The organism is Bacillus sp. PAMC26543 (assembly GCF_014250375.1).
Taxonomy (GTDB): Bacteria; Bacillota; Bacilli; order Bacillales; family Bacillaceae; genus Bacillus; species Bacillus halotolerans.
Window position 1 is genome coordinate 1,625,828 of record NZ_CP060193.1, and the last position, 15,094, is coordinate 1,640,921.

The following is a 15,094-nucleotide window of genomic DNA, read 5'->3' on the forward strand; positions in this document are numbered from 1 at the left end:
GATGCGGAATTCGCGTCTATTATTGCCTTTGGCGGCAGCTTCAGCAACGGCTGGAATTGCTGCCGCCTCTTATTTCTCCGCTGTCTTTCTCTTCTTCCTCTTTCTTCTTATTGTGTCAATCAAAACAAGGAACGCTCCACTCATTTTTGTTTGTTTATTCTCTTTTGTACTCAATTTTGCCCTGTTTAAGATCACAGATTCTCAAAATACTTCTTCGTATCAGCAGGGCAGCTATCACTTCAAGGCGGTTATTCACAGTATTCCTAAAATTGACGGGGATCGGATGTCTATGCTGATCAAGACGCCTGATGGCGAAAAATGGGCTGCCTCTTATCGGATCCAGTCTTTAGCTGAAAAAGACAAACTGTCACATCTAGAGCCGGGTATGCCATGCGAATTGACTGGTGCTTTGGAGAAGCCAAAACAAGCAACAGTGCCGGGAACATTTGATTATCAACAGTATCTTTACCGGCAGCATATTCATTGGAGCTATTCTGTCACATCTATTGGAAATTGCAGCGAGCCTTCAGGTGTCCGATATAAGCTTCTCAGTTTGAGAAAATACATCGTATCATTTACGAACACGCAGCTTCCGCCAGATTCAGCAGGAATCGTACAGGCGCTTACAGTAGGTGAAAGATCTTATTTAGATGACGATGTGCTTAATGCTTACCAAAGTCTAGGTGTTGTCCATCTGTTAGCCATCTCAGGACTCCATATCGGGATTTTGACAGCAGGCCTATTTTACGCAATGATCCGTCTGGGCATAACAAGAGAAAATGCGTCAATCCTATTGCTTTTGTTTCTGCCGATCTATGTTATTTTGACAGGTGCAGCGCCTTCTGTTCTCCGAGCCGCTCTGATGTCCGGCATCTGCTTAGCGGGAAGCCTTTTTCAGCAGCGGGTGAATTCTGCCGGGGTAATCTGTCTTTCGTATATTGTCCTCTTGCTTTTTAATCCCTACTACCTTTTTGAAGCTGGATTTCAGCTTTCATTTGCGGTCAGTTTTTCTTTAATTCTCTCATCGTCTATTTTTCAGCATATCAAAACGAGTCTGGGACAGCTGACGATTGTATCTGTTATTGCCCAGCTAGGCTCACTACCCATTCTTCTGTATCATTTTCAGCAGTTTTCTATCATTAGCATTCCAATGAATATGGTGTTGGTGCCTTTTTATACATTCTGTATTTTACCGGCTGCTATTATAGGAGTTATTCTATTATTTTTTTCAGCGTCCGTCGGTCAATTTCTGTTCTATTGGTTTGATGTAATGATGACCTGGACCAACAGACTGATCACTAAAATCGCTGATATAGAAATATTCACAATCATCATCTCTCGCCCTGCACCTGCTCTTCTTCTCTTATTCACGCTCACTGTCATCATATTGCTTATGAGTATTGAGAAACCCTCATTTCTCCGGCTGACAGTGTCCACAGGCCTTTTTTGTGCAACACTTATCCTGCTCTTTGTTTTCCCTTATGTTAGTTCCGAGGGAGAAGTAGATATGATTGATATCGGACAAGGTGACAGTATGTTTGTCAGTGCACCGTATCAGAAAGGCCGTGTTTAGAGGCACTTTGTCTTATTCGTCAGAGCCTTGGCGGGAAAAACAGCATCCTTTTTCACTGGGGGAAAAGGTGCTGATCCCTTTTTTAACGGCAAAGGGCATCAAGCAGCTTGATGCGCTGATACTGACGCACGCAGATCAAGATCATATCGGAGAGGCAGAGGTTTTGCTGAAGCATCATAAAGTGAAGCGTCTCATCATTCCGAAAGGGTTTGTTTCTGAACCTCATGATGAGAAAGTGCTGCGGACTGCCAGACAGGAGGGTGTGGAAATTGAAGAGGTGAAGAGAGGTGATGTATTACAAATAAAGGACTTACAGTTTCATGTGCTGTCACCGGAAACGCCTGATCCGGCAAGTAAAAATAATTCTTCTCTCGTTCTATGGATGAAAACAGGCAGGCTCAGCTGGCTCCTGACGGGTGATCTGGAAAAAGAGGGGGAACAGGAGGTTATCGATGTGTTCCCAAATATAAAAGCGGATGTGTTAAAGGTGGGGCATCATGGAAGCAAGGGCTCGACCGGTGAAGAATTCATCAAACAGCTTCAGCCCAAAACGGCGGTCATCTCAGCGGGTGAAAACAATAGGTACCATCATCCGCATCAAGAAGTTCTTCAATTGTTAAAGAGCCGATCCATTCGTGTGCTGCGCACTGATCAAAGCGGCACGATCCAATACACGTACAAAAGCGGATCTGGAACCTTTTCTGTTTATCCTCCATATGATACATCAGATATGACAGAGACGAATTAAAAAAGACTGCCGAGAAATCAGCAGCCCGGGCAGTCGTGTTATGAACCAACCAGGTGAATAACCGTTGCCATGACAAACAATAAGGCGAAAAATCCGAAGGACACAACAAAACCAACCGCTGAATCTACAGCATCATTTCGTTTGCTTTGAACGTTTTTTTCAAAATCATTCAATTTCATCCCCCCCTGACTGACTTAAGTATAATGGAATCGTTTTGAAAAATCTAGAAGCTAAGGTAACGTTTTCTGTTCTGGTGATTATCGCCTTTTTACAAGCTGTCCCGGGGGCTTGCGAACAGGCGTTTAATATAAATGGGGAAGCAGCTGTCAGGCTTCCTCTTTACTATTTTGCAAACTCAATTTAGGATAGAAGGGGATGATGAAAGAGAGGAAGTCGTACAACAATGGTATTTGATGTGTGGAAAAGCCTGAAAAAAGGAGAAGTCCATCCGGTTTATTGTTTATACGGAAAAGAGACGTATCTGCTCCAGGAAACCGTCAGCAGGATCAGACAGACGGTGATTGATCAAGAGACGAAAGATTTCAACCTGTCTGTTTTTGATTTGGAGGAAGACCCGCTTGATCAGGCGATTGCCGACGCTGAAACGTTCCCGTTTATGGGGGAGCGGCGCCTTGTCATTGTGAAAAATCCATATTTTTTAACGGGTGAGAAAAAGAAAGAAAAAGTTGAGCACAACGTCAGCGCGCTTGAATCGTATATACAATCACCGGCACCATACACGGTCTTTGTTCTGCTTGCGCCTTATGAAAAACTGGATGAGCGGAAAAAACTGACCAAAGCGCTAAAAAAGCAGGCGTTCATGATGGAGGCAAAGGAATTAAACGCGAAGGAAACGACAGACTTTACGATCAATCTGGCGAGAACCGAGCAGAAAACGATCGGCACCGAGGCGGCAGAGCATTTGGTTTTGCTTGTAAACGGGCATCTGTCATCCCTTTTTCAGGAGATTCAGAAACTCTGCACGTTTATTGGAGACCGTGAAGAAATTACGCTGGATGATGTAAAAATGCTTGTAGCGAGAAGCCTGGAACAAAATATCTTTGAACTGATTAATAAAATCGTCAATCGGAAACGAACTGAGAGTCTGCAAATTTTTTATGACTTGCTCAAACAAAATGAAGAACCGATCAAAATTATGGCTCTTATATCGAACCAGTTCCGGCTGATCCTGCAGACGAAATATTTCGCGGAACAAGGGTACGGACAAAAACAGATTGCTTCTAATTTAAAGGTGCATCCATTCCGGGTAAAGCTGGCGATGGATCAAGCAAGGCTTTTTTCAGAAGCCGAGCTCCGGTCTATTATTGAACAGCTTGCCGTTATGGACTATGAGATGAAAACCGGGAAAAAGGACAAGCAGCTTTTACTAGAGCTTTTTCTCTTGCAGCTGTTAAAAAGAAATGAAAAAAACGATCCTCAATTATGAGGATCGTTTTTGTTTTATGCAGAAAGTCCGTTCACTTTTTTCGCTAGTCTTGATTTGTATCGAGCTGCGGCATTTTTGTGTACAAGACCTGTTTTCACTGCTTTATCAATACGTTTAGCTGCTTCAGTAAGAGCAGTTTTCGCTTTGTCAGCTTCGTTGTTTGCAACAGAAGCTTCAACTTGTTTGATTGCAGTACGCATAGCAGATTTGATTGTCGCGTTATGAGCGCGGCGTTCGTTATTAGTTTTTGTACGTTTAATCGCTGATTTAATGTTTGGCATGTGTTTCACCTCCTAAGATACAACCTGTAGCACAGTGTCTTAAGGTTAAATCTTCTTCACAATAGAACAAATTGTATTCTATCAAACACACCTTTAGATTGCAATATAAATGTAAAGTATTTTTCATTGAAGGAATGCTTTTAAGCATGATTCATTTTATAAATGGAAACAATATGGATACTGAATATCGAAGGAGGCCCTGTATGAAAAAGAGTGAGCTGGATGTAAATCAGTATTTGGTACGTACGGATTTAGCGGTTGAAACGAAGGAAGCCATGGCTAATCAGCAGGCTGTGCCTGCAAAAGAGATAAAAGGTTTTATCGAAAAAGAACGCGATCATGGCGGAATAAAAATCCGCACTGTTGATATCACGAAGGAAGGTGCTGAGCTTTCAGGAAAAAAAGAAGGACGTTATTTAACAATTGAGGCCCAAGGGATCAGAGAAAATGACTCGGAAATGCAAGAGAAAGTCTCTGCTGTATTTGCGGAAGAATTCTCAGCCTTTCTGGAAAGCCTTAAGATCTCAAAGGATGCGAGCTGTTTAATTGTCGGCCTCGGCAACTGGAACGTGACACCTGATGCGCTCGGTCCGATGGCTGTAGAAAATCTATTGGTGACAAGACATTTATTTAAACTCCAGCCTGAAAATGTGCAGGAGGGCTACAGGCCTGTCAGCGCATTTGCTCCTGGTGTCATGGGAATTACAGGCATCGAAACAAGCGACATTATTAAAGGGGTAATCGAACAGTCAAAACCTGATTTTGTGATTGCCATTGATGCACTTGCGGCGCGTGCGGTAGAAAGGGTCAACACAACCATTCAAATATCAGATACAGGAATTCACCCGGGGTCAGGCGTTGGAAATAAACGCAAAGACTTGAGCAAGGACACCCTGGGCGTACCTGTCATTGCAATCGGTGTACCGACAGTCGTTGACGCGGTAACAATTGCCAGCGATACGGTTGACTACATATTAAAACATTTTGGCAGAGAAATGAGAGATGACAGTCCGTCGAGATCGCTTGTTCCGGCGGGGATGACGTTTGGGAAAAAGAAAGTGCTTACTGAAGAGGATCTTCCCGACCCAAAACAGCGTCAATCGTTTCTCGGCATTGTCGGGACTCTTGAAGAAAACGAAAAGCGGCAGCTCATTCATGAGGTGCTGGCGCCTCTGGGCCATAATTTGATGGTCACGCCGAAGGAAGTCGATTCATTTATTGACGATATGGCAAATGTGCTGGCAAACGGATTAAATACAGCGCTTCATGAAAAGGTGTCTCAAGAAAACAAAGGCTCCTATAATCACTAAACGGTTCTACTTCCTCTAGCTTGTTCATAGAGTAATTACTAGACAAGCGCTGGAGGGATTCAATGAGAAATAAACGCAGAAACAGACAAATTGTTGTTGCGGTGAATGGCGGGAAAGCGATAAAGGCGATCTTTCTATTTATCGCAAGCCTAGTAGTGATTTTTGTTTTATCTGGTGTGCTGACGTCTCTCCGGCCGGAACTCAGGCCTTCGTCTGACTCTTTTTACGGGATTGCCGACGAACTGCCGGGTGACGTATTTGCACACTTGCTGCGGATGGAAAACCATTATTTCGCTTCTGACCTTTCTCAAACCGACAGCTCATTTCATCTATCACGTCTTTCTTTAAAGTTGGCGACAAGTATTAATCTCGAAGATCCGCGAAGTTTTCTTGGACGCGAGCTGCCTGGGTTTGCGCAATTTGACACAGAGATTCTTTTAGCGGGACAAGGCACCGATTATACAAACATGCCGTCGGAATCCCCGCCGCCTTCAAAGGTGATGCAGGAAGAAAGAGAAGCGAATTTGGCGGAGATTGAAAAACAGCAGACGCAAACAGACAATACGAAAAAAGACCCGCCAAAACAAACAACCGGCGATAAGAAGGTTGTCTTTATCTATCACACGCACAATACAGAATCTTATCTCCCGTTATTAAAAGGTGAGACCGACCCCGATATGGCGCGTCATTCTAAAGCAAACGTCACCCTCGTGGGAGACATGTTCGGAAAAGCGCTGCAATCTCAAGGTATCGGAGCCACAGTTAATAAAACGGATATACAGGCAAAACTGAGCAAAAAAGGGTTGAATTATGCCAGATCCTATGATGAATCAAGGCCGGTCGTGCAGGAAGCCCTTGCGTCAAATAAAAATCTGCAATATATCATTGACATCCATAGAGACTCCAGGCGCAAGAAAAATACGACGGCAACCATTAAAGGGAAAAGCTATGCCCGGGTGGCGTTTGTGGTCGGCAAAAAAAGCAAGAATTTCGAAGAAAACTACAAAATTGCAAGTGAGCTTCACAAGCTGATGGAGAAAAAATACCCGGGACTCAGCACAGGGGTCTTTTCTAAAGGCTCACCAGGCGATAACGGAGTTTACAACCAAGACTTAAACGACAGAGCGCTTTTGCTTGAATTCGGCGGAGTGGATAACAATCTCGAAGAGCTGCAGCGGGCGGCTGACGCAACCGCTGACGTATTCAGCGAAATGTACTGGGATGCTGAAAAGGTTAACGCTGAAAGCGGCGAGACGAAAAAACAATAAGAAATAGGTGGTCGAGTTGATTGCATATCTTGGCAAATGCTTGCTTCTTGTGGCGATGATGTTTATAGGCGTCCTGTTCGGCATGCAGCAGGCGAATAACGGCATGCTGAGCATGAAAGGCTATCATGATCCTTCACTGAAAGGCGCGTTTACGCTCACAGACGGAGAAAATAATGAAAAAGAAGCGACCGTTTTAGGGGAAACAGTAACCTCGAAAGATTTAGAAGAAAAACAAAAAGAGCTGGAACAGGTGGAAACCTTTAACGTTTTCTCTAAAGCCGGAAAAACGCTTTCTGACACAGTGACAAACACAGCCCAATCGATGTATGAATGGATACGGGATATGAGAAAATAAGTGCTTGAAAGAGAAAAGCAGCCCCAGTATGAGAGGGAACTTTTCTCTTTCTTGTTTTACATTGAATCTTTACAATCCTATTGATATAATCTAAGCTAGTGTATTTTGCGTTTAATAGTAGGAGTGATAGATTGTGACAGATAAAGAAAAGCGTTTAGAGAGGCAGTCGAGAATTCGGAATTTCTCCATCATCGCCCATATTGACCACGGAAAATCGACCTTAGCGGATCGTATTTTAGAAAAAACGTCGGCAATCACTCAACGAGAAATGAAAGAACAATTGCTTGATTCTATGGATCTTGAACGCGAACGGGGCATCACCATTAAATTAAACTCTGTTCAGCTTAAATACAAAGCGAAAGACGGAGAGGAATATATTTTCCACCTGATTGACACACCGGGACACGTCGATTTCACATATGAAGTATCCCGAAGCCTTGCTGCCTGCGAAGGAGCGATACTTGTTGTGGATGCGGCGCAAGGAATTGAAGCGCAGACGCTTGCGAACGTTTACTTGGCGCTTGATAATGACCTTGAAATTCTTCCGGTTATTAATAAAATCGATCTGCCAAGCGCAGAGCCGGAACGTGTTCGCCAAGAGGTGGAGGACGTCATCGGCCTTGACGCATCGGAAGCCGTGCTCGCTTCAGCAAAAGCCGGGATCGGGATTGAGGAGATATTAGAGCAGATCGTGGAAAAGGTGCCTGCTCCGACCGGAGATCCAGAGGCGCCGCTTAAAGCGCTGATCTTCGACTCGCTTTATGACGCTTACCGCGGTGTCGTGGCTTATATCAGAGTCGTTGAAGGAACGGTAAAGCCGGGGCAAAAAATCAAAATGATGGCAACTGGCAAAGAGTTTGAAGTGACAGAAGTCGGTGTGTTCACGCCGAAAGCAACTCCGACAGATGAACTGACCGTCGGCGATGTAGGCTTTTTAACTGCTGCGATCAAAAATGTCGGTGACACACGCGTCGGTGACACGATCACAAGCGCGGCCAATCAGGCTGCCGAAGCATTGCCTGGATATCGCAAGCTGAACCCGATGGTGTATTGCGGTTTGTATCCGATCGATACGGCCAAATACAACGATTTAAGGGAAGCTCTTGAAAAGCTTGAACTGAATGACTCATCGCTTCAATATGAAGCAGAGACATCCCAAGCGCTCGGATTCGGTTTCCGCTGCGGATTTTTAGGTATGCTTCACATGGAAATCATCCAGGAGCGGATTGAGCGTGAGTTTAAAATCGACCTGATCACAACAGCACCGAGTGTTATCTATGATGTGTATATGACAGACGGCGAAAAGGTTGTTGTCGACAACCCGTCCAACATGCCTGACCCACAAAAGATCGAAAGAATCGAGGAGCCGTATGTAAAAGCGACAATGATGGTGCCGAACGATTATGTCGGTGCGGTGATGGAGCTTTGCCAAGGAAAACGCGGCAATTTTATCGACATGCAATATTTAGACGCAAATCGTGTCAGCATTGTCTATGACATGCCATTAGCGGAAATCGTCTATGAGTTTTTTGATCAGCTGAAATCAAGCACAAAAGGCTACGCGTCCTTTGATTACGAACTGATCGGCTACAAACCGTCTAAACTTGTCAAGATGGACATTATGCTGAACGGAGAAAAAATCGACGCCCTTTCATTTATCGTGCATCGCGATTACGCGTACGAACGCGGAAAAGTAATTGTAGAAAAACTGAAAGAGCTCATTCCGCGCCAGCACTTTGAAGTACCGATTCAAGCGGCGATCGGCCAAAAAATCGTGGCCCGCTCTACCATTAAAGCGATGCGTAAAAACGTATTGGCTAAATGTTACGGCGGAGACATCTCGCGGAAACGGAAGCTTCTTGAAAAACAAAAAGAAGGAAAACGCCGAATGAAGCAGGTTGGCTCAGTTGAAGTGCCGCAAGAAGCATTTATGGCGGTCCTGAAAATGGACGACAGTCCGAAAAAATAATAGAAGCCGCCGCAGTCCTGTACTGCGGCTTCTTTCTGTAAAGAAGGTGAATACATTGAAATCAGCTTATATCCATATTCCATTTTGTGAGCATATTTGCCACTACTGCGATTTCAATAAATATTTTATTCAAAGCCAGCCCGTCGGCGAGTATTTAAACGCACTCGAGAAGGAAATGATAAATACGATAGAAAAAACGGGGCAGCCTGATTTGGATACGATTTTTATCGGAGGAGGCACGCCGACATCCCTCTCAGAGGACCAGCTCAAAAAATTGATGGACATGGTCAGCCGTGTGCTGAAGCCTGCAGACACTTTAAAAGAATTCGCTGTTGAGGCGAACCCGGACGACCTATCGGCAGAAAAACTGAAAATACTCAAGGAAGCGGGCGTTAATCGTTTAAGCTTCGGTGTGCAAACATTCGAAGACGACCTTCTAGAAAAAATCGGACGGGTGCATAAACAAAAAGACGTATTTGCCTCTTTTGAACGTGCAAGGGAAATTGGTTTTGAAAATATTAGTCTCGATTTGATGTTCGGTCTTCCCGGACAAACGCTTAAACATCTGGATCATTCTTTAAAAACTGCTTTATCCCTGAATGCAGAGCATTATTCCGTTTACTCTCTCATTGTAGAACCGAAAACGGTATTTTATAATTTGATGCAAAAAGGGCGGCTTCATCTGCCGGCGCAGGAACAGGAAGCCGAAATGTACGAAACGGTGATGAGCCGGATGGAAGCTGCCGGTATTCATCAATATGAAATCAGCAATTTTGCAAAACAAGGCATGGAATCTCAGCACAATCTGACGTACTGGAGCAATGAGGAATATTTCGGTTTCGGAGCAGGAGCCCACGGGTATATCGGCGGAATTCGAACAGTAAACGTCGGACCTGTTAAGCATTACATTGACCTGATAGCTGAAAAAGGTTTTCCTTACCGGGATACACATGAAGTGACGATGGAAGAACAAATTGAAGAAGAGATGTTTTTAGGATTAAGAAAAACATCCGGAGTCAGCAAAAAACGGTTTGAAGAGAAATACGGTCGTTCTCTTGATAAACTTTTTCCCGGCGTTTTAAAAGAGCTTTCTGAAAAGGGACTGATTCTTAACACAGAGTCTGCCGTTTGTTTGACTCATCAGGGAAAATTATTGGGTAATGAAGTTTTTGGCGCTTTTTTGGGTGAGTTATAATTGACATTTTTCTTGTGGTTTGATACTTTTGTTATAGATTTAGCACTCGCTTGTTGAGAGTGCTAACAGAGGTGATGATGATGTTAACAAATCGTCAGCTGCTGATCCTTCAGGTCATAATCAACGATTTTATTAAATCGGCGCAGCCGGTCGGATCTAGAACTCTTTCGAAAAAAGATGAAATCACATTTAGCTCTGCAACAATAAGAAACGAGATGGCTGACTTGGAGGAGCTGGGCTTTATTGAGAAAACCCACTCTTCCTCAGGACGTGTTCCGTCGGAAAAAGGGTACCGGTATTATGTTGATCATTTGCTGTCGCCCGTCAAACTGACAAAAACCGACCTAGACCAAATCCACTCGATCTTCAAAGAAAAAATATTCGAGCTGGAAAAGACAGTTCAAAAATCAGCACAAATTTTGTCCGATCTTACGAATTATACGTCTATCGTACTCGGGCCGAAGTTGAGCGAGAATTATCTTAAACAGATTCAAATCATACCGATTCAGCCCGATAAAGCGGTAGCCATTCTCGTAACCAATACGGGGCATGTGGAAAATAAAACGATTAATTTTCCAACCAAAATGGATCTGTCTGATATTGAAAAGCTGGTAAATATATTGAACGACCGTTTAACCGGTGTTCCGATGGATGAACTGAATGAACGCATTTTTAAAGAAGTTGTCATGTACTTAAGGCAGCACATTAAGAACTACGACAACATCCTTGAAGCGCTGCGTTCAACATTTCATTCGACAAGTCACGTTGAAAAATTGTTTTTCGGCGGGAAAATCAATATGCTGAACCAGCCCGAGTTCCATGATATCGGCAGAGTGCGGTCGCTGCTTTCTCTAATCGAAAAGGAGCAGGACGTCTTGAAGCTCGTCCAATCTTCAGATACAGGCATTTCGATTAAAATCGGAAAAGAAAATGACTATGAAGAGATGGAAAACTGCAGCCTGATTACAGCCTCTTATTCAGTAGATAAGAAGCAAATAGGCTCAATTGCGATCATCGGACCAACCCGTATGAATTATTCACGGGTCGTCAGTCTGCTTCAGCATGTGACTTCAGACTTGTCAAAAGCATTAACAAGTTTGTATGATGAGTAAGGGAAATTTGGCAAATTTTATCGAAGGGCATCACCCGCCCTTCTCCTTACACTTTTGAGGGAGGTGAACACAATGTCAGAAGAAAAACAAACCGCGGAACAAAACGAAACAGAAGAGCAAGAAGTAATCGAAGAACAAGTTGCCGCTGAAGAACAGCAGGAAGAAACAAACGAAAGCGAACTTCTTCAAAATCAAATTAACGAATTGCAAGGTTTGCTTGAGGAAAAGGAAAACAAACTTTTGCGTGTTCAAGCAGACTTTGAAAACTATAAACGACGCAGCCGCTTAGAAATGGAAGCGTCACAGAAATACCGTTCTCAAAACATCGTTACTGAATTGCTGCCGGCTCTTGACAGCTTTGAAAGAGCGCTTCAGGTTGAAGCCGACAATGAACAGACGAAAAGTTTGCTCCAAGGAATGGAAATGGTCCACCGCCAGCTCGTAGAAGCCTTGAATAAAGAAGGCGTAGAAGCAATCGAGGCTGTAGGACAGGAATTTGATCCGAACCTTCACCAAGCCGTTATGCAGGCTGAAGATGAAAACTACGGCTCCAACATTGTCGTTGAGGAAATGCAAAAAGGCTACAAGCTGAAGGATCGCGTCATTCGCCCTTCCATGGTAAAAGTGAATCAATAATTACATAGCAGGAGGTTATTCAAGTGAGTAAAGTTATCGGAATCGACTTAGGTACAACAAACTCATGTGTGGCAGTGCTTGAAGGCGGCGAGCCTAAAGTTATTGCTAACGCTGAAGGAAACCGCACAACTCCATCAGTTGTCGCATTCAAAAACGGCGAACGCCAAGTAGGGGAAGTGGCTAAACGCCAATCTATCACAAACCCTAACACAATTATGTCTGTCAAACGCCATATGGGTACAGATTACAAAGTTGAAATTGAAGGAAAAGATTACACTCCTCAAGAAGTGTCTGCTATCATCCTTCAACACCTTAAATCATACGCTGAAAGCTATCTTGGCGAAACAGTTTCAAAAGCAGTTATCACAGTTCCTGCATACTTTAACGATGCTGAGCGTCAAGCGACAAAAGACGCTGGTAAAATCGCAGGTCTTGAAGTAGAACGTATCATCAACGAGCCGACTGCAGCAGCGCTTGCATACGGACTTGATAAAACAGATGAAGATCAAACGATCCTGGTATACGACCTTGGCGGCGGTACATTCGACGTTTCCATCCTTGAACTTGGCGACGGTGTATTCGAAGTTCGTTCAACTGCCGGTGACAACCGTCTGGGCGGAGACGATTTTGACCAAGTCATCATCGATCATCTTGTGTCTGAATTCAAAAAAGAAAACGGCATTGATCTGTCAAAAGACAAAATGGCGCTTCAGCGTTTGAAAGACGCAGCTGAGAAAGCGAAAAAAGATCTTTCCGGCGTATCTTCTACGCAAATTTCTTTACCGTTTATCACAGCTGGAGAAGCAGGACCGCTTCACCTTGAACTTACATTAACTCGCGCTAAATTCGAAGAGCTTTCTTCTCATTTAGTAGAGCGCACAATGGGCCCTGTCCGTCAAGCGCTTCAAGATGCAGGACTTTCTGCAAGCGAAATCGACAAAGTCATCCTTGTCGGCGGATCAACTCGTATTCCTGCCGTACAAGAAGCAATCAAAAAAGAAACTGGAAAAGAAGCGCATAAAGGCGTAAACCCGGATGAAGTTGTAGCGCTTGGTGCTGCAATTCAGGGCGGCGTTATCACTGGTGACGTAAAAGACGTTGTTCTTCTTGACGTTACACCGCTTTCTCTCGGTATTGAAACAATGGGCGGCGTGTTCACAAAACTGATCGACCGCAACACAACAATTCCGACAAGCAAATCACAAGTGTTCTCAACTGCTGCTGATAACCAAACAGCTGTTGATATCCATGTTCTTCAAGGTGAGCGCCCAATGTCTGCCGACAACAAAACACTCGGCCGCTTCCAGCTTACTGATATCCCGCCAGCACCGCGCGGCGTGCCTCAAATCGAAGTTTCTTTCGATATTGACAAAAACGGTATCGTAAATGTAAGAGCAAAAGACTTAGGCACAGGAAAAGAACAAAACATCACAATCAAATCTTCTTCAGGTCTTTCTGATGATGAGATCGAACGCATGGTAAAAGAAGCGGAAGAAAATGCTGACGCTGATGCGAAGAAAAAAGAAGAAATCGAAGTCCGCAACGAAGCAGATCAGCTTGTTTTCCAAACTGAGAAAACATTAAAAGATCTTGAAGGCAAAGTGGACGAAGAACAAGTGAAAAAAGCCAACGATGCCAAAGACGCTTTAAAAGCAGCGATTGAGAAAAACGAATTTGAAGAGATCAAAGCGAAAAAAGATGAGCTTCAAGCAATCGTTCAAGAGCTTTCTATGAAGCTTTATGAAGAAGCTGCTAAAGCACAGCAAGCTCAAGACGGAGCAAACGCTGAAGGCAAAGCTGATGACAACGTTGTCGACGCTGAATACGAAGAAGTAAACGACGACCAAAACAAAAAATAAGTTTCTTTCTGAGTCAGCTCGCTTTTGGGCTGGCTGAAAAGAACATATTTCATAATCTGATTCAATGGTTAGAAAGTCAAAGTCAGGCATCTCTTGGCTTTGACTTTTTTTCTTGCCCGGGATAAAAGGAATTGAAAAATCATAATTCAAAATGATACAATCTAATTTATGTGAGAAATTCGGGAGAGTGAAGTAGATGAGTAAGCGTGATTACTATGAAGTGCTGGGTGTAAGTAAGAGCGCTTCAAAGGATGAAATAAAAAAGGCTTATCGAAAGCTGTCAAAAAAATATCATCCTGACATTAACAAAGAAGCCGGATCAGATGAAAAGTTTAAAGAAGTCAAAGAAGCATACGAAACGCTGTCTGATGACCAAAAACGGTCTCATTACGACCAATTTGGCCATACTGATCCTAACCAAGGCTTCGGCGGCGGCGGTTTTGGCGGCGGCGACTTCGGCGGTTTTGGTTTCGATGATATTTTCTCAAGTATTTTCGGCGGCGGCACTAGACGAAGAGATCCGAATGCACCGCGTCAAGGGGCGGATCTGCAATATACGATGACTTTGTCATTTGAGGATGCCGTTTTCGGAAAAGAAACGACCATCGAGATTCCGCGTGAGGAAACATGCGATACATGTAAAGGCTCAGGGGCGAAACCTGGTACAAATCCGGAAACGTGCTCACACTGCGGAGGCTCCGGTCAGCTAAATGTGGAGCAAAACACGCCGTTTGGTAAAGTTGTCAACAGACGAGTCTGCCACCACTGCGAAGGTACAGGTAAAATCATTAAAAACAAATGTGCGGATTGCGGCGGCAAAGGAAAAATCAAAAAACGCAAAAAAATCAACGTCACAATTCCTGCCGGTGTAGATGACGGGCAGCAGCTGCGTCTCTCAGGACAGGGTGAACCAGGCGTAAACGGCGGCCCTGCCGGGGATTTATTTGTCGTATTCCACGTGCGCGCCCACGAATTCTTTGAGCGCGACGGAGATGATATTTACTGTGAAATGCCGTTAACGTTTGCTCAAGCCGCGCTTGGAGATGAAGTGGAAGTTCCGACGCTTCACGGGAAAGTGAAATTGAAAATCCCTGCCGGTACACAAACAGGAACAAAATTCAGATTAAGAGGCAAAGGCGTTCAAAATGTCAGAGGCTATGGACAGGGTGACCAGCATATCGTCGTCCGCGTTGTCACTCCGACAAACTTGACAGATAAACAAAAAGATATTATCCGCGAATTTGCCGAAGTCAGCGGAAACCTGCCTGATGAACAGGAAATGAGTTTCTTTGATAAGGTAAAACGCGCGTTTAAAGGCGATTAATTATTGGATGAGGAGTT

General features: G+C 44.0%; 13 protein-coding genes and 1 pseudogene. 12 read left to right on the forward strand and 2 right to left on the reverse strand.

The genetic code is table 11. The features are described 5' to 3' along the window. Position 1 precedes the first annotated feature (1 nt). Positions 2 to 2,321 (forward strand): annotated as a pseudogene (locus H7F27_RS08220) (DNA internalization-related competence protein ComEC/Rec2). 38 nt (positions 2,322 to 2,359) lie between these two features. Here H7F27_RS08220 and H7F27_RS08225 read toward each other — a convergent pair. Beyond that, positions 2,360 to 2,494, reverse strand: a complete 135-nt coding sequence (locus tag H7F27_RS08225) for a YqzM family protein (RefSeq protein ID WP_010335005.1) — start codon at positions 2,492 to 2,494, stop codon at positions 2,360 to 2,362. A gap of 41 nt (positions 2,495 to 2,535) precedes the next feature. On the opposite strand from H7F27_RS08225, the gene H7F27_RS08230 reads away from it, so the two are divergent. Both H7F27_RS08230 and holA read left to right on the forward strand, forming a co-directional pair. Beyond that, positions 2,536 to 2,685, forward strand: a complete 150-nt coding sequence (locus tag H7F27_RS08230) for a hypothetical protein (protein ID WP_003229985.1) — start codon at positions 2,536 to 2,538, stop codon at positions 2,683 to 2,685. A gap of 39 nt (positions 2,686 to 2,724) precedes the next feature. Beyond that, positions 2,725 to 3,768 (forward strand): DNA polymerase III subunit delta, encoded by a 1,044-nt coding sequence (gene holA / locus H7F27_RS08235; RefSeq protein ID WP_024122110.1) that lies wholly within the window; start codon positions 2,725 to 2,727, stop codon positions 3,766 to 3,768. A gap of 14 nt (positions 3,769 to 3,782) precedes the next feature. Here the strand turns inward: holA and rpsT are convergent, their stop codons facing one another. Continuing rightward, on the reverse strand, positions 3,783 to 4,049 hold the full coding sequence (gene rpsT / locus H7F27_RS08240) for a 30S ribosomal protein S20 (RefSeq protein ID WP_010335003.1): 267 nt from the start codon (positions 4,047 to 4,049) through the stop codon (positions 3,783 to 3,785). Positions 4,050 to 4,252: 203 nt separating this feature from the next. Here rpsT and gpr point away from each other — a divergent pair, with 203 nt between their 5' ends. The 9 genes from gpr (at position 4,253) to dnaJ (ending at position 15,077) form a co-directional block, all read left to right on the forward strand. Continuing rightward, entirely contained in the window at positions 4,253 to 5,359 is a 1,107-nt protein-coding gene (gene gpr, locus H7F27_RS08245; protein ID WP_044154490.1) for a GPR endopeptidase, read from the forward strand. A gap of 62 nt (positions 5,360 to 5,421) precedes the next feature. Continuing rightward, positions 5,422 to 6,627, forward strand: a complete 1,206-nt coding sequence (spoIIP, locus tag H7F27_RS08250) for a spore autolysin SpoIIP (protein WP_095713315.1) — start codon at positions 5,422 to 5,424, stop codon at positions 6,625 to 6,627. Positions 6,628 to 6,643: 16 nt separating this feature from the next. After that, on the forward strand, positions 6,644 to 6,982 hold the full coding sequence (locus H7F27_RS08255; RefSeq protein ID WP_024122107.1) for a YqxA family protein: 339 nt from the start codon (positions 6,644 to 6,646) through the stop codon (positions 6,980 to 6,982). A gap of 133 nt (positions 6,983 to 7,115) precedes the next feature. After that, complete coding sequence (lepA, locus tag H7F27_RS08260) at positions 7,116 to 8,951, forward strand: translation elongation factor 4 (protein WP_044154493.1); 1,836 nt, start codon at positions 7,116 to 7,118, stop codon at positions 8,949 to 8,951. A 55-nt stretch (positions 8,952 to 9,006) separates the two neighbouring features. Beyond that, a complete protein-coding gene (hemW, locus tag H7F27_RS08265; RefSeq protein WP_185848810.1) occupies positions 9,007 to 10,146 on the forward strand; it encodes a radical SAM family heme chaperone HemW in 1,140 nt (379 codons plus the stop codon). 80 nt (positions 10,147 to 10,226) lie between these two features. Beyond that, on the forward strand, positions 10,227 to 11,258 hold the full coding sequence (gene hrcA, locus H7F27_RS08270) for a heat-inducible transcriptional repressor HrcA (protein ID WP_095713313.1): 1,032 nt from the start codon (positions 10,227 to 10,229) through the stop codon (positions 11,256 to 11,258). Between the two features lie 72 nt (positions 11,259 to 11,330). After that, positions 11,331 to 11,894 carry a nucleotide exchange factor GrpE gene (gene grpE, locus H7F27_RS08275; protein WP_185848811.1) on the forward strand — a complete coding sequence of 188 codons (564 nt, stop codon included), beginning with the start codon at positions 11,331 to 11,333 and terminating at the stop codon, positions 11,892 to 11,894. A 23-nt stretch (positions 11,895 to 11,917) separates the two neighbouring features. Beyond that, the gene (gene dnaK, locus H7F27_RS08280) at positions 11,918 to 13,753 is read left to right on the forward strand and encodes a molecular chaperone DnaK (RefSeq protein ID WP_024122102.1); all 1,836 of its coding nucleotides are present in this window, start codon (positions 11,918 to 11,920) and stop codon (positions 13,751 to 13,753) included. 196 nt (positions 13,754 to 13,949) lie between these two features. Next, positions 13,950 to 15,077, forward strand: coding sequence for a molecular chaperone DnaJ (gene dnaJ, locus H7F27_RS08285; protein ID WP_024122101.1), 1,128 nt, complete (start codon positions 13,950 to 13,952; stop codon positions 15,075 to 15,077). Positions 15,078 to 15,094 lie beyond the last annotated feature (17 nt).

Coding starts and splice junctions, on each gene's coding strand:
- holA (WP_024122110.1), top strand. CDS start 2,725: ATGGTATTTGATGTGTGGAAAAGCCTGAAAAAAGGAGAAGTCCATCCG.
- rpsT (WP_010335003.1), bottom strand. CDS start 4,049: ATGCCAAACATTAAATCAGCGATTAAACGTACAAAAACTAATAACGAA.
- gpr (WP_044154490.1), top strand. CDS start 4,253: ATGAAAAAGAGTGAGCTGGATGTAAATCAGTATTTGGTACGTACGGAT.
- spoIIP (WP_095713315.1), top strand. CDS start 5,422: ATGAGAAATAAACGCAGAAACAGACAAATTGTTGTTGCGGTGAATGGC.
- hrcA (WP_095713313.1), top strand. CDS start 10,227: ATGTTAACAAATCGTCAGCTGCTGATCCTTCAGGTCATAATCAACGAT.
- grpE (WP_185848811.1), top strand. CDS start 11,331: ATGTCAGAAGAAAAACAAACCGCGGAACAAAACGAAACAGAAGAGCAA.
- dnaJ (WP_024122101.1), top strand. CDS start 13,950: ATGAGTAAGCGTGATTACTATGAAGTGCTGGGTGTAAGTAAGAGCGCT.